Source organism: Micromonospora sp. NPDC050397 (assembly GCF_044901685.1).
Classification (GTDB): domain Bacteria; phylum Actinomycetota; class Actinomycetes; order Mycobacteriales; family Micromonosporaceae; genus Micromonospora_G.
The window spans coordinates 12,112-32,249 of record NZ_JBJDPS010000024.1 but is presented as its reverse complement, the minus strand read 5'-3'; the positions used below and the strand labels follow the sequence as shown (position 1 = coordinate 32,249).

Sequence of the window (20,138 nt, the reverse complement as noted above, 5' to 3'; positions counted from 1 at the left end):
CAACGACCGTCCGTCGTTCAACCGCGAGCGTCGTGACGAGCGCCCCTCCGGTGGCTTCCGCTCCGGTGGCAGCGACCGCCCGTTCAACCGTGACCGCCGCGACGACCGTCCCTCGGGCGGGTTCCGCTCCGGTGGCACCGACCGCCCGACCGGCCGTCGTGACGACCACCGCGGTGGCACCGGCACGGGTACCGGCACCGGCACCTTCGGCCGCCGCGACGACAAGCCGCGCTGGAAGCGCAACGGCTGAGTCCCGCTGACCCGTTGAACTGCCCTCGGGGCCCGTACGGCACTTCGGTGCCGTACGGGCCCCGAGGCGTTTCCGGCGGCCCTGCGAGGGCATCGCTGGGGGCATGACAAACGACGAAGCCGTGGCCGCCGATCCGCCACCCGGTGCCCTCCAGAGCCCTCCGGCCGCCACCTCCGACGAGGAGCGGCTGGCCGAACTCGGCTACACGCAGGTCCTCGCCCGGCGGATGTCCGCCTTCTCCAACTACGCCGTCTCGTTCACGATCATCTCGGTGCTGTCCGGCTGCCTGACGCTGTATCTGTTCGGCATGAACACCGGCGGCCCCGCCGTCATCACCTGGGGCTGGGTCGCCGTCGGCCTGATGACGCTGTTCGTGGGCCTGGCCATGGCGGAGATCTGTTCGGCGTACCCGACGTCCGCGGGCCTGTACTTCTGGGCGCACCGCCTGGCCCCGCCGCGCTCGGCCGCGGCGTGGGCCTGGTTCGCGGGCTGGTTCAACGTGCTCGGCCAGGTCGCCGTCACCGCGGGCATCGACTTCGGCGCCGCCTCCTTCCTGGGCGCCTACCTGAACCTCCAGTTCGGCTTCGAGGTCACACCCGGCCGCACGATCCTGCTCTTCGCCGCGATCCTGATCCTGCACGGCCTGCTGAACACCTTCGGCGTCGGCATCGTCGCCGTCCTCAACAACGTCAGCGTCTGGTGGCACGTGGTCGGCGTCGCCGTGATCGTCGGCGCGCTCACGTTCGTGCCGGACTCGCACCGGTCGGCGTCGTACGTCTTCACCGAGTTCGTCAACAACACCGGCTGGGGGAGCGGCTTCTACGTCGTGATGATCGGCCTGCTGATGGCGCAGTACACCTTCACCGGCTACGACGCCTCCGCCCATATGACGGAGGAGACCCACGACGCGGCCGTGGCGGGCCCGCGCGGGATCGTGCAGTCGATCTGGACCTCCTGGATCGCCGGCTTCGTGCTGCTGCTCGGCTTCACCTTCGCCATCCAGTCGTACGACGGCGCACTGAACTCCCCGACCGGAGCCCCGCCAGCCCAGATCCTGCTGGACGCGCTCGGCGCCACCACGGGCAAGCTCCTGCTGCTCGTGGTGATCGGTGCGCAGCTGTTCTGCGGGATGGCCTCGGTCACCGCCAACAGCCGTATGATCTACGCCTTCTCACGCGACGGGGCGCTGCCCTTCTCCCGCGTCTGGCACACGGTCAGCCCCCGCACCCGCACCCCCGTCGCCGCGGTCTGGCTGGCCGCCCTCGGCGCCCTCGCCCTCGGCCTGCCGTACCTGATCAACGTGACCGCGTACGCCGCCGTGACCTCCATCGCGGTCATCGGGCTCTACATCGCCTACGTCATCCCCACCCTGCTCCGGCTGCTGCGGGGCGACGACTTCGTCCGTGGCCCCTGGCACCTGGGCCGCTGGTCCAGGCCCGTCGGCATCGTCGCGGTGGGCTGGGTCGCGGTGATCACGGTGCTGTTCATGCTGCCCCAGGTGTCCCCGGTCACCTGGGAGAGCTTCAACTACGCGCCGCTGGCCGTCCTGGTGGTGCTCGGCTTCGCGGCCGTCTGGTGGCTGGTGTCGGCCCGACACTGGTTCCTCAAGCCGGCCGACCCGGATCACAAGGGCACGATCACGGGCGAAACCACGGACTGACCCGCCCGCTCCGGACCCGACGGGGCCCGGCACCCGATACCCGATCGGCTGCCGGGCCCGGGGAAGCTATGCTCGGGGGGTGATCCATCAAGGGCCGTTAGCTCAATTGGTCAGAGCAGCGGACTTTTAATCCGTTGGTTGTGGGTTCGAGTCCCACACGGCCTACCTGGTGCAGGGCAGGGGTACCCCTTCTGACCTGCTGATCAGCGCCCCGACCGGCTTCGGCCGGCCGGGGCGCTTCGCCTTTCCATGCCTCTTGCATGAGCGTTGCGCGGGCGGACGCTCCGGCAGCAGGCGCTACCAGCGCCGTTCTGCGGGGGACTGTTGGCTGTGAGGAGCGCTGGGCGGCGCCTGAGCGCACGTGTCCAGGGGACAGGGCGGTTCGGTGGCAGCGTGTCCAGGCCGACCACCAGGTGCGCGGGTTCTTTCGGGGCCGGCCCCACAGCCGGGCGGACCGGTTACCGCGCCAGGCGCGGGCTCTACCTGGGGCGTCACCGTGACGGAGATGTCGCGGATCTCGACAGACGAACCGGCGTTGCCGTGGACACTGACTGCTGCCTCCACACCGGCAACGAGCCCGCCCTGTGGGCCGTCATCGTCGCTGTCCCCCTCACCGTTTCTGCCTGGCAGGCGCTCGGCCGAGCCACCCACGCCGCTGATCCGGACGAAGAGCTAACGGGCGGTGGTCAAGGCGGCCACCAGAAGGCCATGGTCCAAGGCGAGCCTCTGCATGCGGGCGGCCACGTCCTGCGGGCCGAGTGCCGCCAACGCCGACAGCGCACTGAGCTTTCGGCCGGAGGACCAGACGTTGGTCGTCGGCGGCTGGAACGGCATCACGGCGATCCCCTCGGCGGCGAACGGTGCCGGGGCGAGGTAGGTCATGCCGCCGGTCCCACACACAGACGCGCGGGCACCGGTCACGGCTGAGAGGTCGGCGAGCCGCTGCGAGCGGCCTGGCCGTGAGGGCAGATGGCTGCTGGTGAGGATCTTGCCCTGCCAGCCGAGTAGGCCGAGCAGAACACGGGTGGAGATTTCGGCAACAGTGGCGGTCCTGCCGGTGCCGAAGGAATCCAGTACGTCCTCCGGGACCTCCTGCTCGATGGCGAATCCGAGCTTCGGATACTCGATGACCCGCTGGAGATCACCGACGAGCATGTCCAGGACGAGCTTCTCGTCGCCGATGGACTTCACGTAGTCGTCGAGCTCCAACGGCTCCGACGCGCAGAGCAGGTCGCCGGCCTGCATCGCGCCCCGGAGAAAGTGGCGGTCAACCGATCGCGCGCAGTGCCAGCCGCACAAGGCCCACGAGGCCTCGCCCGATCCACCCGAGGAGTCCTGTCTCCACGGCCAGCTCGGCGACCTCCAGGGCGTCTTCACCCCGATCCGACGACCGGGAACGGCACCGGGTACAGGTGCGGGGCCAACGGCGCTTCCGCGCACCGCACTTCCTGCACATCGCCATACCTTCCACTCTCCTTGTCGCCGCCCTCGATGAGCCGTTCGCGCACGGAGGGCGACGGCGTGACGAGAGACCTGCCGGCTCCCGCGCCGCCACCGGAGCCCGGTGGCGGCCGATGGCGTCTTCTCAGGCGCCGGCGGTGGTGGAGCGCCTTGAGGTCCGGCCGAGAACCCAGCGGTAGGCGGCGCCGAGCGCCAGCGCCTGGACGACGGCCCCGACGGCGACACCGGCGAAGGGCAGCGCACCGGGAAGGGCCGCGAACAGCAGCGAGGTCGGAGCGGTCACGATGAACAGCCAGACCCCGGCGAAACTGGCGTCCGCCCGCTCGACGAGGAGCGTGTCGAGGCCGACCCATACGGCGACGGCGGCCACGACGGCCAGGTAGCCCAGGGCGACGGGGTTCAGCAGGGTGTGCCGAAGGGACTGGGGCAGGCTGCGCGACGAGGCGGTCATCTCTAACTCCGATGTAGGGAAACCGTGTTGCTCGGTGTGAGGCACACGATGCCCTCGGGGCGATGACTGCGCCATGAGTACTCATACCTATGTTCGTACGGTGAAGATCGGATCGGGTTCCGGAGCGCCCCCGCGGCCCCAGGGTTCCCCCGTTCCCCGCGGCCGCGAGCCCGGTTTCCCCGCGGCCGCGAGCCGGTCGGTCCGCTCCGGGCTCAGGGGCGGGGCCAGGGGCGGCCGCCGATGCGTTCGATGTCGGAGTTGAAGCGCCGCAGGAACCCGGCGAAGGCGGAGATGTCCTCGTCGGGCCAGTCGGCCATGACGCGCTCCAGCGCGCTGACCATGCCCTCTCGTTCGGCGTCGAGGGTCCGGGTGCCTTCCTCGGTGATGCGGAACTTGCGGGCCATGCCGCCGTCCGGATCGGGGATGCGTTCCACGAAGCCGGCGCGCATCACCGCGGCGGTCTGTCGGTTGAGGGTCGAGACGTCGAGGTCGAAGGCCTCGCTCAGCTCGCCGACGGACATCGGGCCCTGGACGCGGATGCGGCTGAGCAGGACGTATGCGCTGCGTTCCAGGAGCCCGTCCTTGCGGCGGCCCTTTCTCTGGTTCAGCAGCCCGTGACGGCTGAGCAGCATCTGCTCGTACTCGACCTCTTGCGTGGCCCTGTCCATGTGCGGGCGCCTCCTGCTTCCTGCCGGGCGAGGCCGGTGTCTCTTCGTGCGGGCTCGACTTCATCGTATGTTTACGTGGAAGTGCATAGGCCACATGATGTGCATGATGCAATAGAAGTGTACGATGCCAATCTTGCCGCCGACAGACAGCAGAGGATCCTCCAAATGGAAGCCCCCCAGCCCACAGCCCGCGCAGGCGGCGTGATCACGACCCTGGCCCTGGCCGGCACCGTGGCGGCGATCATGCAGACGCTGGTGACCCCGCTCATCGCCGAGCTGCCGCGGATCCTGGACACCTCGTCCTCGAACGCGGCCTGGGTGGTCACCGTCACGCTCCTGGTCGCCGGCGTGTGCGTGCCGGTCACCGGCCGGCTCGGCGACCTCCTCGGCAAGCGCCGGATGCTGCTGGCCTGCGCCGTTCCCCTGGTGGCGGGCTCCGTGGTGTGCGCACTGGCCTCGTCCGTGGTGCCGATGATCGTCGGGCGCGGTCTCCAGGGCATGGGTATGGGTATGGTGCCGCTGGGCATCGCACTGCTGCGTGACGTGGTGCCCACCGAGAAGCTCAGCGGCTCGATCGCCCTCGTCAGCGCGTCCATGGGCATCGGCGGCGCGCTCGGCCTGCCGATCTCGGCCGCCGTCGCCGAATACACCAGCTGGCGCGTGCTGTTCTGGGGTTCCGCGGTTCTCGCGCTGGCGGTCGCCGCGCTCGTCTACGTCTTCGTCCCCGACGTCCCGGCGGGCGCCAAGGGCCAGCGCTTCGACGCGCCCGGCGCCGTCGGGCTCGCCATCGGACTGGTCTCCCTGCTGCTGGCGATCTCCAAGGGTGCCGACTGGGGCTGGGGCTCGGGCACCACGCTGGGGCTGTTCGCCGTCGCGGTGGTGGCACTCGGGTCCTGGGGGTTCTACGAGCTGCGCACCCGTGACCCGCTGGTGGACCTGCGCACCACGGCCCGTCCGCGGGTGCTGCTGACCAACATCTCCTCCATCCTGGTCGGCGTCGGCATGTACTCCTTCATGCTGATCGCCCCGCAGCTGCTGCAGTTCCCGGAGGCCACCGGCTACGGCCTCGGTCAGTCGATGCTGGCGGCCGGTCTCTGGATGGCCCCCGGCGGCGTGATGATGATGATCGTCTCGCCGCTCGGCGGGAAGCTCATCAACGCGCGCGGACCCAAGATCGCCCTGGTCCTCGGTGCGCTCGTGATCTCCGCCGGATACGGCCTCTCGCTGTTCCTCATGGGCTCCGCCTGGGGCCTGATGATCGTAGGGATCGTCATCAACAGCGGTGTCGGCCTCGCCTACGGTGCGATGCCCGCCCTGATCATGAGCTCGGTCCCGATCTCGGAGACCGCCGCCGCCAACGGCTTCAACACCCTGATGCGATCGCTCGGCACCACGATCGGGTCGGCGGTCATCGGTGTGGTGCTGGCGCAGATGACCATCGAGCTCGGTGGCTTCTCGCTCGCCTCCGAGGACGGGTTCCGAGTCGGCCTGACGATCGGCTGCGCCGTGGCGCTCGTGGCCGCCGCCGTCGCCGCGTTCATCCCGGGGCTCGCCCGGCCCGACGCCGGCGGCGACAAGGCCGGCCCGGCCACCGCCGACAAGGTCTCGGTCAAGGCCTGACCGCACCACCTGGAGCGCCCCGACCGGTCGGACCGGTCGGGGCGCTCCGGCGTTCCGGAACTTTTCTGCTGCACGGGCATTGACCGTGCGTGTGGGCGGACTTACGTTCATCGCGTTGTTCTTCGTATGTCATATATGAGACGCGATATGAGAGCCGAGAGTCGTATGCAGCCAGCCCCGGGCCCTCTCCCGTGCCGCCCCCGGCACCCGGGGAGACGCTGAGCGGCCACACGCGCCCCCCGGCGTCCACAGGCGAACGCCCCCTGCTCCGCGGCTCCTTGTGAGCTGCGGACCACCTGGACCCCGCGCTTCTCCGCAGCACACCCGCACCGCTCCACCGGTGCGGCGCCCGCAGCCCCCGCGCCGCGCCGATGAGCACCCAGAGAAGAGAGCCGACATGATCAAGCCCCGTAACAGCCGCCTGGCCGCCGCGATATCCCTGGTCTCCGCGCTGGCCCTCACCGCGACCGCCTGCGGAGACGACGGCAGCGGCATCGCCGGAGCGAAGGGGAGCGAGGGTCCGGGTACCGGGAAGATCGTCTTCTGGGACGAGAACGGCGGGGTCCGTACGGCGATCTGGAAGGAGATCATCGCCGACTTCGAGAAGGTGAACCCGGACATCGACGTGCAGTACGTGGGCATCGCCTCCACCGAGGCCCAGTCCAAGTACGACACCGCCATCCAGGGCGGCGGACTGCCGGACGTCGGAGGCGTGGGCGCCGCGATGGTCGCCGGGATCACCGCGCAGGACGCGCTGGAGCCGCTGGACGACCGGGTCGAGGCGAGCTCGCTGAAGGGCAGGCTCAACGAGGCGATGATCGAGAACGTACGCAGCGCGGCCGGGCGGGACGAGATGTACACGGTGCCGATCTCCGCCACCAACGGCGTCCTCTACTACCGCACCGACCTGTTCGAGAAGGCCGGGCTGGACGAGCCGGGTACCTGGGACGAGTTCTACAGGGCCGCGGCGAAGCTGACGGACAAGAAGAAGAACCGGTTCGGCTACACCATCCGTGGCGGCCCGGGCTCCATCGCCCAGGCGCTCGACGCGATGTACGGGCAGTCGGGGATCGAGTCGTTCTGGGACGAGTCAGGGACGAGTACCACCGTCAACGACCCCAGGAACGTGGCCGCGTTGGAGAAGTACGCCGGTCTCTACCGCAAGGCCACACCCGAGGCCGACCTCAACAACGACTTCACCAAGATGGTCGCCCAGTTCGACTCCGGCAGCATCGCCATGCTGAACCACAACCTGGGGTCGTACCAGGACCACGTCAGCTCGCTGGGAGCCGACGCGTTCCGAGGTATCCCTCAGCCCGAACTGGCCGACGGGACAAGGGTGATGGTCTCCAACCCGGTGTCCGGCCTGGGTCTTCTCAAGTCGTCCGAGAACAAGGCGGCGGCCTGGAAGTTCATCGAGTTCGCCGCGTCCCACGCCTCGAACTCCAAGTTCAGCGAGTCCGCGGGCCTCATCCCGGCCAACAAGGAAGCGGCCGAGGACCCCTGGCTCGACGAGGCGGAGACCACCAAGCTCGGTGCCGAGGCCCTGTTCTCCGGCGACACCAAGATCGTCCAGCTGCCGTACTACCTGCCCGACTGGAACACCCTGTCCAAGGCCGACAGCGAGTCCGGATTCCAGAAGGTCCTGCTCGGCAAGACGAGTGCCGAGGACTTCCTGGACGCGCTCGCCGAGAACCTCGACGAGGCGCAGGCGGAGTGGAAGGAGCAGCAGGCCGGCTGACGACCGTGCCGGCATCCGGCCCTGTGGTGCCGCCGCCCGTCCCTGCGAGGCCGGGCGGGCACGGGGCTCACGGGCCGGACGGGGTGCGGGGACGGCACTGCCGTTCCGCCCCCGCCCCGGACGGAAGGGTGCGGGACCGAAGGCGGACCGGGACATGCTCCGCGGCCGGGTTTCGGGACGGCCTGGTCAGTCCAGGCCCTCCTGCCGCAGCGCGTACATCATGAGGAACGTCCGGTAGGACTCCGCGGACACGTCCGCGCACTCGTCCGGCCGTTCGGTCCACGTCGACGTGTTGTCGAGGGCCCGCCGACAGGCCGCCTCGGCCTCTGCCTCGGACGGGATGCTGGAGATGAACGCGGCGATCAGCAGTACCACTGCGAGGACGACCACGCCGATACGGATGCGCATGGTCGTCCAACGACCGTGCGCCCGGGCCGGTCACTCGTGGCGGGGCACCCGGCGGCGGTCGATCCGACAACGGCCGGGGCCGTCCGTCCGGGCCCGTCCGCTCATTCGGAGTCGTCGGTGAACGGCGGCAGGTCCGGCTCGATGAACAGGCCGGCGTACTGCGGGCTGGGCAGCGGGGCGGCGGTGGCGGTGTTCGCCGTCGTCATCGCACTGTCGTGCTGCCGCGGGGTCGTGCGGGCAGTCGTGGTGGTCATCTCGGTGTCCTGTACGTATAGGTGTGAGGTGGGCGCCCCGTGACCGAGCCGCCGGTGCGCATGGCCGGACTGGTCCCGACCGGTACGGCGAAAGAGGAGCCGCCACCGGTGTCGCGCCGCTCCGGGGGCGTCCGGACCATCATGCGGTGCAAGCAGACTGTAACCCTCCCGGCACGGCTTTCCCCCGGAATTGCGAGCCCGGCGTGACGGTCAGTGCGGCGGTGCGGGCTCGATGTTCTGGTTTGCGTGGAAGAGGTTGTGCGGGTCGTAGGCGTGTTTGACCTTCGCCAGCCGGCCGAGATGGCCGCCGTAGGTGGCCCTGACCCGGCCCCGGCCTTCGTCTGCCCCGAGAAAGTTGACGTAAGCACCGCCCATCGAGTGCGGGTGCAGCGCCTCCCAGTAGCTTACGGCCCAGTCGCGCAGTGCCGGCGCGTTGGCCGGGTCCGGGTCGATGCCCGCGATGACACCGGACCAGACGGCGTCCCGGTAGGCCCAGGCCGTGTCGTCGGGGCCCACCCGGCCCGCGGCTCCGTCGACCGGGTACAGGTGCATGGTGGACAGGTCGGTGGGTCGGCTCGCCGCGAAGGCCGCGTGCACGTCGACCGCGTCGTCGGTGATCCCGTCGAAGAAGTCGCCCCGCCAGTACCACTGGAGTCCTGCCGGGAGCAGTGCGTCGAACATGGCCTGGAGAGCGGGGTAGGGCATCGGCGCGGTGAAGTGGAAGGCGGGCGGACCCGGTTCGTCCACCACGGCGAGCGTCTGCTCCAGAGCGGCCGGATCCGCGGTGGAGGACCAGACGACGCCGCACATCTTCCGCCCGTGGATCTTCTCGGGGAAGGGCGGAGCGGGAGGAACGGACAGCGAGGCGAAGAAGCCGTACAGGTCGTCCGGTGCCTGGGGCAGGAAGTCGCGGTACCAGCGCATCACGTCCTGGAGGAGCTCCAGCGGCCAGACGGTGATCCCGACGCCGACCGTGTCCACGGGGTGCAGCTCGAAGTCGAACGACGTGACGATGCCGAAGTTCCCGCCACCACCGCGCAGCGCCCAGAACAGGTCGGCGTTCTCGCTCGGGTTCGCGGCCACGAAACTGCCGTCGGCCAGGACCACGTCCGCGGAGACCAGGTTGTCCACCGTGAGGCCGTACTTGCGGGTGAGGTAGCCGTGCCCGCCGCCCAGGGTGAGCCCGCCGACGCCGGTCGTGGACATGATCCCCGCCGGTGTGGCCAGGCCGAACGCGTGTGTCGCGTGGTCGAGCTCGCCGAGGGTCGCGCCGGCGTCCGCCTGGGCGGTCTGGGTCGCCGGGTCGACGCGTACGCCGTCCATCGGGGACAGGTCGATCGTGACGGCCCCGTCGGCGACACCCAGGCCGGGGCCGCTGTGGCCGCCGCCGCGCACGGCGAACTCCAGACCGTGCTCACGGACGAAGTCGACAGCGGCCATGACGTCCGCCGTGTCGTGGCAGCGCACCACGGCCGATGGCCTTCTGTCGATCATGGCGTTGTAGACCGAGCGTGCCTGTTCGTACCCCGGGTCGTCCGGGCCGATGACCGGGCCGCGCAGGGCGGTCCTCATCGTCTCGAGTGTGGTGCCGTCCATGGCCGTCTCCTCGCGTGCGCGCGCCCGGCCTCCCCTGGCTCCATCTCGGCGGGTGAGGCTGCTTGCGGGCCGACGCCGGCACCTGAGAATGCCGCGCAGACGGGACCGAACACCGAATGTCGTGTCCTCCAAGCGTCCCGCCGCTCCGGGGCGCCCGCAATCGCGGAGGGCGGCGTCGGGGCCCGACTCGGAGGTCCTGTGCGGTGAGGAGACGGCCGGGAGGTCCTGCGGGAAGCGGGATCGGGCGGTCCGGCGGTCTTTGCGGATGAGGCGTCGCGCAGGCCGACTGCCCAGGTTTCGGGGTGTGTTGACGCGTCCTTCCCGTCGGCGGGCATTCCTGCCGTGCGGGGAATGGGGGAGCGGTGGCCGCAGGTGGTCGGAGCACCGCCCCGGATGGCGTAGAGTTGCAATCACAACGACGCGGGGTGGAGCAGCTCGGTAGCTCGCTGGGCTCATAACCCAGAGGTCGCAGGTTCAAATCCTGTCCCCGCTACTGAAAGACCGAGGCCCGGATCCTTACAAGGATCCGGGCCTCGGTCGTGTGCCGGAGTCGACCTCCGTGGCCGGGCTTGACCTTGACGCTACGTAAAGATCTAGCGTTTCCGGCATGGAGTGGTCCATCCAGGAAATCGCCCGTAGAGCGGGCACCACCAGCCGGACGCTCCGGCACTACGGAGATCTCGGTCTCCTCGTGCCGAGCCGCACGGGTGCCAACGGCTACCGCTACTACGACCAGGACGCGCTGGTCAGGCTCCAGCGCATCCTCCTGTTGCGGGGGCTCGGCCTCTCACTGCCCGCGATCAAGGACGTGCTGGAGGGGCAGCGGGACACCTCCGTGGCGCTCCGGGCCCATCTGCGCCTGCTGGAGCAGGAGCGCGAGCGCATCGGCCGGCAGATCGCGTCGGTGCGGACCACTCTCCACAGGACCGAGGAAGGGGAAGGGCTCATGGCCGAGGAAGTGTTCGACGGCTTCGACCACACGGTGCACGAGCAGGAGGTGACCGAGCGCTGGGGCCAGGAGGCGTACGAGCGCAGCGACCGGTGGTGGCGCGGGCTGAGCCCGGACGGGCGCGCGGGCTTCCAGGGCGCGCACGACGCCATCGCCCGGGACTACGGCGAGGCGAGGGCGGCCGGCCTGGAGCCGGGGGGCGACGAGGTGCAGGACATCGCGCGCCGCCACTGCGAGTGGCTGTCGGCGACCGCCGAGGTCACTCGTTCGTATGTGACGGGCATCGGTGAGATGTACGTCGCCGATCCCCGCTTCGGGAAGAACTACGATCGCCACGGGGACGGAACCGCCGTCTTCGTACGGGATGCACTGACGACGTACGCGCGGCGCCGGCTCTCCGACTGACCATCGGGGGACACGGGGCTCCGGTGCGCTCCTCCCACAGGCCGACGACGGGTCGCCGCACGGCGCGGCTCCGTCAGGCCGGGGTGGAGCGCTGTACCGTCCGCAGCCGTGGGCGGAGCGGGCAGGGAGTGCACAGGTGGGGAAGCGGGACGTACGAGGGCGAGGTCGAGCCGAGGGGAACGCGCGCGCCCGGAGGCTCGTGCGCCTGCTGCCCACCCTCATGATCGCCGTCGGAGTGGTCTTCGACCTCGCGACCCCGACCGCGGTGTCCGCCGTTCCGCTCTTCGCCGCGGCCCCGCTGATCGCGGCCCCCTTCTTCTCGTTGGCCGCCACCATCCGCACAGGGGTGGCCGCGACCCTCGTGGTCCTCGTCATCCGGGTCTCCGACGGCGTGCTCGCCAAGGTCGTGCCGATCACCGACCTGCTGACCCTGATCACCGTCGCCGCGCTCTCCCTCGTCATCAACCGCGTCGTGTGGCGCGGCAACGAACAACTGGCCTCGGCGCGGGTCATCGCGGAGACTGCGATGCGCGCGGTGCTCCCGGTACCCGAGGACCGGATCGGCGGGCTGCTGGTCGCGGCGCGGTACGAGGCGGCGCAGGCGGACGAGTTCGTCGGCGGAGACCTGTTCGCCGTCGCGGACACGCCCTTCGGGGTGCGGCTGGTCGTCGGGGACGTACGGGGCAAGGGGCTGGACGCCGTGGCGGCGGTGGCCGTCGTGATCGGGGCGTTCCGTGAGGCCGCCGAGCAGGAGCGGTCGCTGGAGGGAGTGGTCCAGCGGCTGGAGAGGGCGCTCGCCCGGGAGAGCTCGCGGCGTGGCGGGCTCGACTCGATGGAGGGGTTCGTGACCGCCGTGCTCGCCGAGATCCCGGTGGGTTCGGACATGCTGAGGGTGATCAACCGCGGCCACCCCGAGCCGATCGTGCTCCACGCGGACGGTGCGCTGGACGTGCTGACGCCGACCGAGCCCGCGTTGCCGCTCGGTATGGGCCTCGACGCCTGGCCGGACCGTTCGGACGAGTGGGCTCTGCCGTCCGGGGCGACGTTCCTGGCGTTCACCGACGGGCTTTCGGAGGCCCGGGACGCGAGGGGGGTCTTCTACGACCCGGCGGCCCGGCTGCGCGGCCGGCTCTTCCCGGGACCCGAGGAACTGCTCTCCGCGCTCACCGACGACGTACGGCTGCACACGGGCGGCCGGTCGACGGACGACCTCGCGCTCCTCGCGGTGGGGCGGCCGGCGCGGGGGCAGCCCGCACGGCGGAGGACGGTGAAGATCGTGGGGCGGGATCGTGAATGACCGTCCACGACCGTCCGTGGTCGAAGGGTGCCGCTGCGCATAACATTTGACGCAACGTCAGAAAATGTTATGGAGCTGATGGGCGCTCAACTCGTCCGGTTGGGGTCGATTGGTCCCTGAAAGTCCAGGCCCGAGTCGTGAAAGATCTGTGGGAACAGCTTGGAATCGGACCCGAGTGTCTATTAACGTTCGATAACGCAGCGCGGTTGTCCCAGTCGTCGCCAGAGGCGGCACCGTGCGCAGCGCTTAATCCCGCAAGGGAACCGGGGAACCATTTACTTGGGGTGAATCAGACACCTGAGTCCTGTGAGGGACGAAGGCGTCCGTAGGAGACCTTCCTGCTCCGAACCCGTCAGCTAACCCGGTAGGCGAGAAGGAAGGAAAGGAGCGCGCCCACGTGGCGTCAAATCAGCCTGCCCCCGAGGCTCCGGCACCCTTCAGGACCGGCGGTCCCGGTGAGGACGGCAGGACGTGGGAGGAATGGAACCCCACCGAGGACTCCCTCCGCCCCGTACGCGGTAGGCATCGCGTAGCCAAGCAGCGTGGCTTCGCCCGCAGCTCCACGGTCCTCGGCGTCGGTGTCATCGCGGCCGTCGGTGCGGGCGGCATGGCCTCCGCGCAGAGCAAGCCGCCGGTCTCCATCTCTCTTCCCGATTCCATCGCGGACAACCTTCCCGATGCCAAGTCCCTGCCCGGCGTGGGCGCGTTCATGTCCGCCGACCAGGCCAAGGACGCGGTCACCGGGGCCTCCCCGCTCACCACCGCCGGCATCACGGCCGCCGAGGCCGAGTCGGGCACCACGGACGCCGGCGAGGCGCTGCGCGCCCGCATCCTCCAGCAGGCCGAGCAGCAGCAGGCCGGGGCCGAGGCCGAGGTCAGGGCCGCGGAGGAGAAGGCGGCGGCCGAGGAGGCCGCGGCCCAGGCGGCGAAGCAGCAGAGCGCCGCCGAGGCGAAGGCCGCCGCGAAGAAGAAGGCGGCCGAAGAGGCGGCGGAGAAGAAGGCCGAGGCCGAGCGCCTCGCCAAGCTCGCCGCCAGCTACGCCATTCCGACCTCGTCGTACACCATCACCTCGACCTTCGGCCAGTCCGGCTCGATGTGGTCCTCCGGCCACCACACCGGGCTGGACTTCGCCGCTCCGACCGGCACTCCGGTCAAGGCCGTGCACAGCGGTACCGTCAAGTCGGCCGGCTGGTCCGGTTCGTACGGATACCGCACGGTGCTGGAGCTCGACGACGGCACCGAGGTCTGGTACTGCCACCAGTCCTCGATGGACGTCACCGCCGGCCAGAAGGTCAGCACCGGTGACACCATCGGCCGCGTCGGCGCCACCGGCAACGTGACCGGCCCGCACCTGCACCTGGAGATCCACACCGCGGACGGCTCGGGCATCGACCCGATGGGCTGGCTGCGCGGCAAGGGCCTCTCGGTCTGAGCGCCCGCGCCGGCACACGGCGCACCGAAACCCCGGCGGCCCTGGCGCACAACCCCCCGACGTCAGGGCCGCCGGCCTGTCCGGACGGCTGCCCGCGCCGGTGGCGGACCTCGGACCGACCGGGGAGCAGCGGGCCGAGCCGACCGCCGTATCGGCCTGTGGTCCGGGCCCCGACGGTTCCCGTCCGAGGCCCGGCCCCGGCGGGAGGGGAGAGCTCAGGACGGCGGTGCCTGTGTGGGCGGAGCGGATCGGCTGCCGTCCTCCAGGTAGGGGTTGTAGCCGCCGTAGTGGCGGTGCGGTGCGGGGATCCGCTGCGGAGCGGGCCCGCCGTAGGTCTGCCGGCGTGGGAACTGCGGTTGCGGCCCGTGAGCGCGCATCCGGCCCGTGGTGCGTGCCGCGAACGTCAGGGCGGGACCCGCGACCTCCCGGCGCTGCCAGAGGTGGTGCAGCAACTCCTGCTCCCGGAGGGCGAAGTCGGCGTCCGCGCCGTCGTGGCGGGCCCGCCGGCGCAGCATGGCCAGGGACGTCGCGAACGACTCGTACTCCGCGACCGCCCGTGCGGCGGCCCTGCCCCGTGCGCGGTCCGGGCCCCCGCTGTGCCAGTGCCTGGCCATGTCGCGGGCCACGCCCCGCGCCCGCATCGAAGCCAGGGCGAACGGCTCGGCGGGGGTGAGCCAGCCTGCCGCCGCGTACACCGGCAGCTCCGTGGAGAGCGTCCGGAGCTCCCGCTGCCGTGACCAGACGGCCAGCCAGGTCACCAGGCCGAAGCACGGCACCATGAACGCCCCGTACACCGCGTAGAAGCCGTACGGGCCGAAGGACGACGAGCCGTTCCACAGGGCGTGCATGCCCATGGCGAGGGCGAGTCCCAGCAGCGGCAGCACGACCCGGCGCACCCGGTGGCGCGCACCGCCCAGTGCGGCGATCCCGAAGCCGATGCCGGAGAGCACCGTGAACAGGGGATGCGCGAAGGGGGACATGACCACGCGAACGAAGAACGTCCCGGCCGTCAGGGACGCGAGGCCCGTGGTCCCCAACTCCTGGTCCTCGCCGAAAGCCTGCCCCAGGTAGAGGATGTTCTCGGTGAAGGCGAAGCCGGTCGCGGTGAATCCGGCGACCACGATGCCGTCGACGACACCGCCGAACTGCCGTCTGCGGAAGAGGAAGATCAGTAGAACGGCCGCCCCCTTCGCGCACTCCTCGACGACCGGGGCGATCACCGTGGCGCCGAGGGTGTCGGCGCTCGCCGGGTCCGCGGTGGCCGTCGCTATCCAGCGGGTCGCGAAGGAGTTGGCGATGATCGCGACGAGCGCGGCGGCGCACGCCCCCCAGGCGAAGGCGAACAGCAGGTTCCGCCACGGCCCGGGCTCGACCCGGTCGAGCCACCGGAACGCCGCCATCAGCAGCGGCACGGGCAGCACGGCCAGGCCAAGACCCACCAGGAAGCCCTCGGTGCCGGTCTGTTCACGCACCAGGGCCAGGATCACCAGCCCGCAGAGCGCGAGCACGCTGATCACCGCGCCGGCGCGGAAGGCCTTGCTGCGCCAGACCATGCCGACGCGGCGCGGCCGGTAACGCCACTGGCCACGCTCCGGGACGGCACCCAGGTACTCGTCGAGCCGCTGCTCCTCGAGTACCGGGACGGCCGGCTGCTGGTGCTGCACGAACCCCTCGGACACCTGATGACCCTAACGAGGGGGACCGACAGCCCGCCACGGTGCGGTGGCCGGTGACAACCGTCGGCGGCTGATCAGCGACGGGTGAACAGCACGTCGCGCACCACGTGTCCCTTGTCCAGGCCCTGCCCCTCGAAGCGGGTCAGTGGCCTGAAACCGGGCCGGGGCGCGTATCCGCCGTCGTCCTGCGTGTTCTCGTACAGGGGGTGCGCCGTCAGCACTTCCAGCATCTGCTCGGCGTACGGCTCCCAGTCCGTCGCGCAGTGCAGGACCGCGCCCGGCTTCAGGCGCTCCGCCACGAGGTCGAGGAACTCCGGCTGGATCAGGCGCCGCTTGTGGTGCCGCTTCTTGGGCCAGGGGTCGGGGAAGTACACCCGGAGCCCGTCCAGCGCCGCGGGCTCGAGCATCTCGCGGAGCAGGATGATCGCGTCGCCGTTGGCGACCCGGACGTTGGACACCCCCGCCCGGTCGGCGAGCCCGAGCAGATTGCCCTGTCCCGGGGTGTGCACGTCGACGGCCAGGATTCCGGTGCCGGGGTCGTCGGCGGCCATCTGCGCCGTGGCCTCGCCCATGCCGAAGCCGATCTCCAGGACCACCGGGAGTCCGTCGAACAGGGTGGGGAGATCGAGGACACGGAGGCCGTCGATGTCCAGGCCCCACTCGGGCCACAGGCGCTTCAGGGCGTCCTCCTGGCCGGGGGTCACCCTGCTGCGGCGCGGCTGGAAGCTCCGGATCCTGCGCTCGTGGTGCGAACCGGCGGGGTCGGCCGCGGGACCGCCGGGGAACCGGGGCTCCTGGCGGAGCCTGCGCTGCCGTTCGAAGGCGGCGTCACGCAGCGCTCGGGCCTCCGCATCCGCTTCGGTGCCGCCGGGTGACCGGGCGCCCCGACCGGGCGACGGGGCGGGCGAACGGGGCGTGTCGCCGGGCGTCTCCGGAGTGGGGCCGGGCGTCTCTGGGGTGGGGTTCACAGGCTCAGACACAATGACCCGATTCTACGGCGGGCGGCGTCCATCCCGTCGCGCGTGCCCGTACGAGGGCCCGTCGCGCCACCTCCCTCCCGATGGGCAGGCAGGCGGTGGCCGCGGGTGACGGGGCGTTCAGCACGTGCACGGTGTGCGGGGCGTCCCGGATCAGGAAGTCGTCCACCAGCGTGCCGTCCCGCAGGACCGCCTGAGCCCTGACCCCGGCCGGGGACGGCCGCAGATCGGCCTCCGTCACCTCGGGCAGCAGCCGCCGCACGGCCCGGGTGAACGCCCTCTTCGACAGGGACCTGTGGACCTCGCCCGCCCCGTACCGCCAGTGCCTGCCGGCGATCCGCCAGGAGCCCGGCCAGGCCAGGGTGGCGGCCAGCTCCCGTGGGTGGACGACCGTGTGGCCGTACCCCTCGCGGGCCAGTGCCGGCACCGCGTTCGGCCCGACGTGGACCGTGCCGTCGACGCCCCGGGTCAGGTGCACCCCGAGGAAGGGGAACGCGGGGTCGGGCACCGGGTAGACGAGCCCGCGCACCAGCTCGGGCCTGGTCAGCTCGTAGTACTCCCCGCGGAACGGCACGATGCGCGCGCCCGGGTCGTCGCCCGCGAGCCGGGCCACCCGGTCGCTGTGCAGCCCCGCGCAGTTGACGAGCACCCTGGCCCTGACCACCTGGCCGTCCGCCGTGCGCACCGCCACGCCCCAGGGCCGCCGGTCGACCGCGACCACCTCCGCGCCGTAGCGGACGTGTCCGCCCGCGGCGCCCGTCTCGGCGGCGAGGCGCACGGCGACCGCGGTGAAGTCGCACACCCCCGTCGTGCCGACCCGGATCGCCGCGAGGCCGCGCACCCGGGGTTCGTACTCCGCGATCTGGGCCGGGCCGAGCTCCCTGACCGGCAGTCCGTGCGCCCTGCCGCGCTGGACCAGGGCGTGCAGCCGGGGCAGCTCGTCACCGGTGGTCGCCACGATCAGCTTGCCCGTCACCGCGTGCGGGATGCCGTGCTGCGCGCAGAAGTCCACCAGCTCGGCCGCGCCCCGCACGGCGTAGCGCGCCTTGAGCGAGCCCGGCGGGTAGTAGATACCGCTGTGGATCACCCCGCTGTTGCGCCCGGTCTGATGGCGGGCGGGGCCCCACTCCTTCTCCAGCACCGCGACCCGGGTGCCGGGCGCGGTGCGCGTGATCGCGTACGCCGTCGACAGACCGACGATCCCGCCACCGATCACCAGCACATCGCAGTCGTACGCCGCGTGCGTCGTCATCACGCCACCTCCCACCCCGATAGTGCACTGACCCACTGACAACGGGCTCAAACCAGGGACGGCCGAGGTGTGGCGGGCGGATGCGCCTACCGGACGGGCATACCGGGGCGATCCCGGTGGAGCGTCACGCCGGGGAGACGAGAAGCGGGCGTGCCCGTTCGCGCAGCTCGGCCACGCGCGGCTCGTCGCCGTACGGCTCCAGGCGGTGCAGCAGGTCGCGCACGTACTCGTTGGTGCGGGCCGAGGAGATGCGTCCGGCCACCTCCACCGCCCGTGTCCCCGCCGCGCAGGCCGCGTCGAGGTTGCCCGACTCGAGTTCGGCGACGGCCGACACGACGAGCCGCAGCCCGTGCGAGCGGACGAACTCGTCGGTGGGCCTCGACAGGGCCTGCTCGGTGAAGCGGCGGACCTGGCGGGGCGCCTTGAGGTCGCGGTAGCACTCCGCGGCGTCGGCGGCGAAGCGGTCGTACGAGTAGAAGCCGAGCCACGACGGGTCCGAGTCACCGGTCCTGGACCGCTCCAGCCAGCTCTCGGCGGCCCTGAGCGCGGCCCCCGCGGCCGGTGCGTCGCCGGCCTTGGCGTGGGCGCGCGCCTCGACCAGCCGGAAGAAGCTCATGGTCCTGGCGGTGGCGAGTCCGCGATTGCGCTCCACGGCGGCCTGCGCGAGGTCCACGCCCTCGTCGGCGAAGCCCCGGTAGGTGGCCTGCAGGGACATGGACGCCAGGACGTATCCGCCCAGGGGTACGTCGGCTGCCGCACGGGACAGGCGCAGCGCCTGGATGTAGTAGCGCTGGGCGGCCTCCTGCTGGCCGGTGTCGAAGGCCATCCACCCGGCGAGCCTGGTCAGCTCGGCGGAGGCGCCGAAGAGCGCCCGGCCCACCTCGTCGCTGTACGAGCCCAGGAGGAGCGGCGCCGCGTCGACCCGTAAGCACTCCGGGACCATGGAGGAACGCCAGTCGCCGCCGCCGTACTTGGAGTCCCAGCGGCGCGCGTCCTGGGCCGCCTCGCGCAGCTTGGTCACGTCGCTGTGGCCGACCCGCAGCGGCGACACGCCCGACGCCGAGTCAGGTCCCGGCTGGACGGGGATCCCGCCCCCCTGCGCCCCGGGTGCGCCCTCCGGGCCGAGGACCGAGGCCTGGGCCGCGGTCGAGTCGCGGGCCACCGACGGATCGGCGGGTGTTATGAGCCACCGCGACGCGGGCGTCGCGTAGGCGCTCACCGCGAAGGAACCCGCGAGCGACTGCCAGATCCCGCCGCCTCCCCGCCGGCCCACGAGATCCAGCCGGTAGAGATCGGTCGCCGAACGCACCGCCTCGCCCACGTCGCGCGGGAACGCGAGGCCGACCTCGGGCGCCGGATCGGCGTCGGCCAGCCCGATCTCGTGCAGCGGGACGGGACGGCCGAGCTTGGCCCCTATCGCCGCGGCGATCAGATGAGGTGCCGCACCCTGCGGCACCATGCCCTTGGCGACCCAGCGGGCCACCGAGGTCTTGTCGTAGCGAAGGGTCAGACCGCGCTGCGCTCCGAGGTCGTTGACCCGCCGGGCCAGCCCGGCGTTACTGATTCCCGCGAGGGCGAGAACCGTGCCGAGCTTCTCGTTCGGCCCGCGTTGCTCCCTGGACATGAGCCACCCCTCGACACACAGACGGCCGCCGCGTCACCGTCGGGCGCGTGGCATTCGTACCGTGTCCTCCCCAGGTACGCTCCCGGGCACTCCGGCCGCACACGCATTTGGCCAGGCCCCGTGGAATATGCCGCCCCGCTGAGAACATTGGTAAACCCAGCGTAGTTCGCCGCATCCCTACCGTTAAGGGGCAGACCTCCGTATGGCGGGAATGTTGTCCGTGCGGGCGGGTGCGTCCCGGCCGTGCTCCTGGTGTGTGGCCGTGCGCCCGGCCGTGCGCTCTCGCCCGGCCGAATCGCAAGCGCTTCGATGGGTCCTGCGTGGGTCGGCCCGCTGAACTGGACTCGGTGGGCTGGGGGAGACCGCCGCCCCAATCCCCGCGGGCGGCGAACCGGTCCGGGAGGTGACGAACACCTC

17 protein-coding genes, 2 tRNA genes and 1 riboswitch are annotated in these 20,138 nt (G+C 71.2%); of the genes, 9 read left to right on the top strand and 10 right to left on the bottom strand.

The window, feature by feature from the left end; translation table 11 throughout:
- From ACI2K4_RS34815 to ACI2K4_RS34805, 3 genes are all read left to right on the top strand, one after another.
- Positions 1–250: hypothetical protein (locus ACI2K4_RS34815; protein WP_404517429.1), on the top strand; the 250-nt coding region annotated here is incomplete at its 5' end.
- A gap of 103 nt (positions 251–353) precedes the next feature.
- Positions 354–1,910, top strand: coding sequence for an amino acid permease (locus ACI2K4_RS34810; protein WP_363305995.1), 1,557 nt, complete (start codon positions 354–356; stop codon positions 1,908–1,910).
- A 91-nt stretch (positions 1,911–2,001) separates the two neighbouring features.
- Positions 2,002–2,075 (top strand) — tRNA-Lys (locus ACI2K4_RS34805).
- Between the two features lie 507 nt (positions 2,076–2,582).
- Here ACI2K4_RS34805 and ACI2K4_RS34800 read toward each other — a convergent pair.
- The 3 genes from ACI2K4_RS34800 to ACI2K4_RS34790 form a co-directional block, all read right to left on the bottom strand.
- Positions 2,583–3,155, bottom strand: coding sequence for a WbqC family protein (locus ACI2K4_RS34800; RefSeq protein ID WP_404517428.1), 573 nt, complete (start codon positions 3,153–3,155; stop codon positions 2,583–2,585).
- 340 nt (positions 3,156–3,495) lie between these two features.
- A complete protein-coding gene (locus ACI2K4_RS34795) occupies positions 3,496–3,822 on the bottom strand; it encodes an SCO4225 family membrane protein (RefSeq protein ID WP_363305994.1) in 327 nt (108 codons plus the stop codon).
- 212 nt (positions 3,823–4,034) lie between these two features.
- Positions 4,035–4,490: a MarR family transcriptional regulator gene (locus ACI2K4_RS34790; RefSeq protein ID WP_356534963.1), complete on the bottom strand. Its 456-nt coding sequence runs from the start codon at positions 4,488–4,490 to the stop codon at positions 4,035–4,037.
- A gap of 75 nt (positions 4,491–4,565) precedes the next feature.
- Between ACI2K4_RS34790 and ACI2K4_RS34785 the strand changes: the two genes are divergently transcribed.
- A complete protein-coding gene (locus tag ACI2K4_RS34785; protein WP_404517427.1) occupies positions 4,566–6,110 on the top strand; it encodes an MFS transporter in 1,545 nt (514 codons plus the stop codon).
- A 397-nt stretch (positions 6,111–6,507) separates the two neighbouring features.
- The gene (locus ACI2K4_RS34780) at positions 6,508–7,851 is read left to right on the top strand and encodes an ABC transporter substrate-binding protein (protein WP_404517426.1); all 1,344 of its coding nucleotides are present in this window, start codon (positions 6,508–6,510) and stop codon (positions 7,849–7,851) included.
- A gap of 186 nt (positions 7,852–8,037) precedes the next feature.
- On the opposite strand, the gene ACI2K4_RS34775 is transcribed toward ACI2K4_RS34780, so the two are convergent.
- The 3 genes from ACI2K4_RS34775 to ACI2K4_RS34765 form a co-directional block, all read right to left on the bottom strand.
- Entirely contained in the window at positions 8,038–8,259 is a 222-nt protein-coding gene (locus ACI2K4_RS34775) for a hypothetical protein (protein WP_356534968.1), read from the bottom strand.
- A 101-nt stretch (positions 8,260–8,360) separates the two neighbouring features.
- Positions 8,361–8,513: a hypothetical protein gene (locus ACI2K4_RS34770; RefSeq protein ID WP_356534970.1), complete on the bottom strand. Its 153-nt coding sequence runs from the start codon at positions 8,511–8,513 to the stop codon at positions 8,361–8,363.
- A 210-nt stretch (positions 8,514–8,723) separates the two neighbouring features.
- Positions 8,724–10,109, bottom strand: a complete 1,386-nt coding sequence (locus tag ACI2K4_RS34765; protein ID WP_404517425.1) for an FAD-binding oxidoreductase — start codon at positions 10,107–10,109, stop codon at positions 8,724–8,726.
- Positions 10,110–10,528: 419 nt separating this feature from the next.
- Between ACI2K4_RS34765 and ACI2K4_RS34760 the strand changes: the two genes are divergently transcribed.
- The 4 genes from ACI2K4_RS34760 to ACI2K4_RS34745 all read left to right on the top strand — a co-directional run bounded on the left by ACI2K4_RS34760 (position 10,529) and on the right by ACI2K4_RS34745 (position 14,192).
- A tRNA-Met gene (locus ACI2K4_RS34760) sits at positions 10,529–10,602 on the top strand.
- 114 nt (positions 10,603–10,716) lie between these two features.
- Positions 10,717–11,463, top strand: coding sequence for a MerR family transcriptional regulator (locus tag ACI2K4_RS34755; protein ID WP_363305990.1), 747 nt, complete (start codon positions 10,717–10,719; stop codon positions 11,461–11,463).
- Positions 11,464–11,662: 199 nt separating this feature from the next.
- Positions 11,663–12,760 carry a PP2C family protein-serine/threonine phosphatase gene (locus ACI2K4_RS34750; RefSeq protein WP_404517424.1) on the top strand — a complete coding sequence of 366 codons (1,098 nt, stop codon included), beginning with the start codon at positions 11,663–11,665 and terminating at the stop codon, positions 12,758–12,760.
- Between the two features lie 233 nt (positions 12,761–12,993).
- A riboswitch (cyclic di-AMP (ydaO/yuaA leader) is annotated at positions 12,994–13,146 on the top strand.
- Positions 13,147–13,157: 11 nt separating this feature from the next.
- Positions 13,158–14,192: a M23 family metallopeptidase gene (locus ACI2K4_RS34745; RefSeq protein ID WP_404517423.1), complete on the top strand. Its 1,035-nt coding sequence runs from the start codon at positions 13,158–13,160 to the stop codon at positions 14,190–14,192.
- A 215-nt stretch (positions 14,193–14,407) separates the two neighbouring features.
- Here the strand turns inward: ACI2K4_RS34745 and ACI2K4_RS34740 are convergent, their stop codons facing one another.
- The 4 genes from ACI2K4_RS34740 to ACI2K4_RS34725 all read right to left on the bottom strand — a co-directional run bounded on the left by ACI2K4_RS34740 (position 14,408) and on the right by ACI2K4_RS34725 (position 19,721).
- Positions 14,408–15,871, bottom strand: coding sequence for a PrsW family intramembrane metalloprotease (locus tag ACI2K4_RS34740; RefSeq protein ID WP_404517422.1), 1,464 nt, complete (start codon positions 15,869–15,871; stop codon positions 14,408–14,410).
- 71 nt (positions 15,872–15,942) lie between these two features.
- The gene (gene trmB, locus ACI2K4_RS34735) at positions 15,943–16,848 is read right to left on the bottom strand and encodes a tRNA (guanosine(46)-N7)-methyltransferase TrmB (protein WP_356537980.1); all 906 of its coding nucleotides are present in this window, start codon (positions 16,846–16,848) and stop codon (positions 15,943–15,945) included.
- A complete protein-coding gene (gene lhgO, locus ACI2K4_RS34730; protein WP_404517421.1) occupies positions 16,841–18,097 on the bottom strand; it encodes an L-2-hydroxyglutarate oxidase in 1,257 nt (418 codons plus the stop codon). The genes trmB and lhgO overlap by 8 nt, the downstream gene beginning before the upstream one ends.
- A gap of 124 nt (positions 18,098–18,221) precedes the next feature.
- Positions 18,222–19,721 carry a sporulation protein gene (locus ACI2K4_RS34725; protein ID WP_356537984.1) on the bottom strand — a complete coding sequence of 500 codons (1,500 nt, stop codon included), beginning with the start codon at positions 19,719–19,721 and terminating at the stop codon, positions 18,222–18,224.
- Positions 19,722–20,138: the final 417 nt, after the last annotated feature.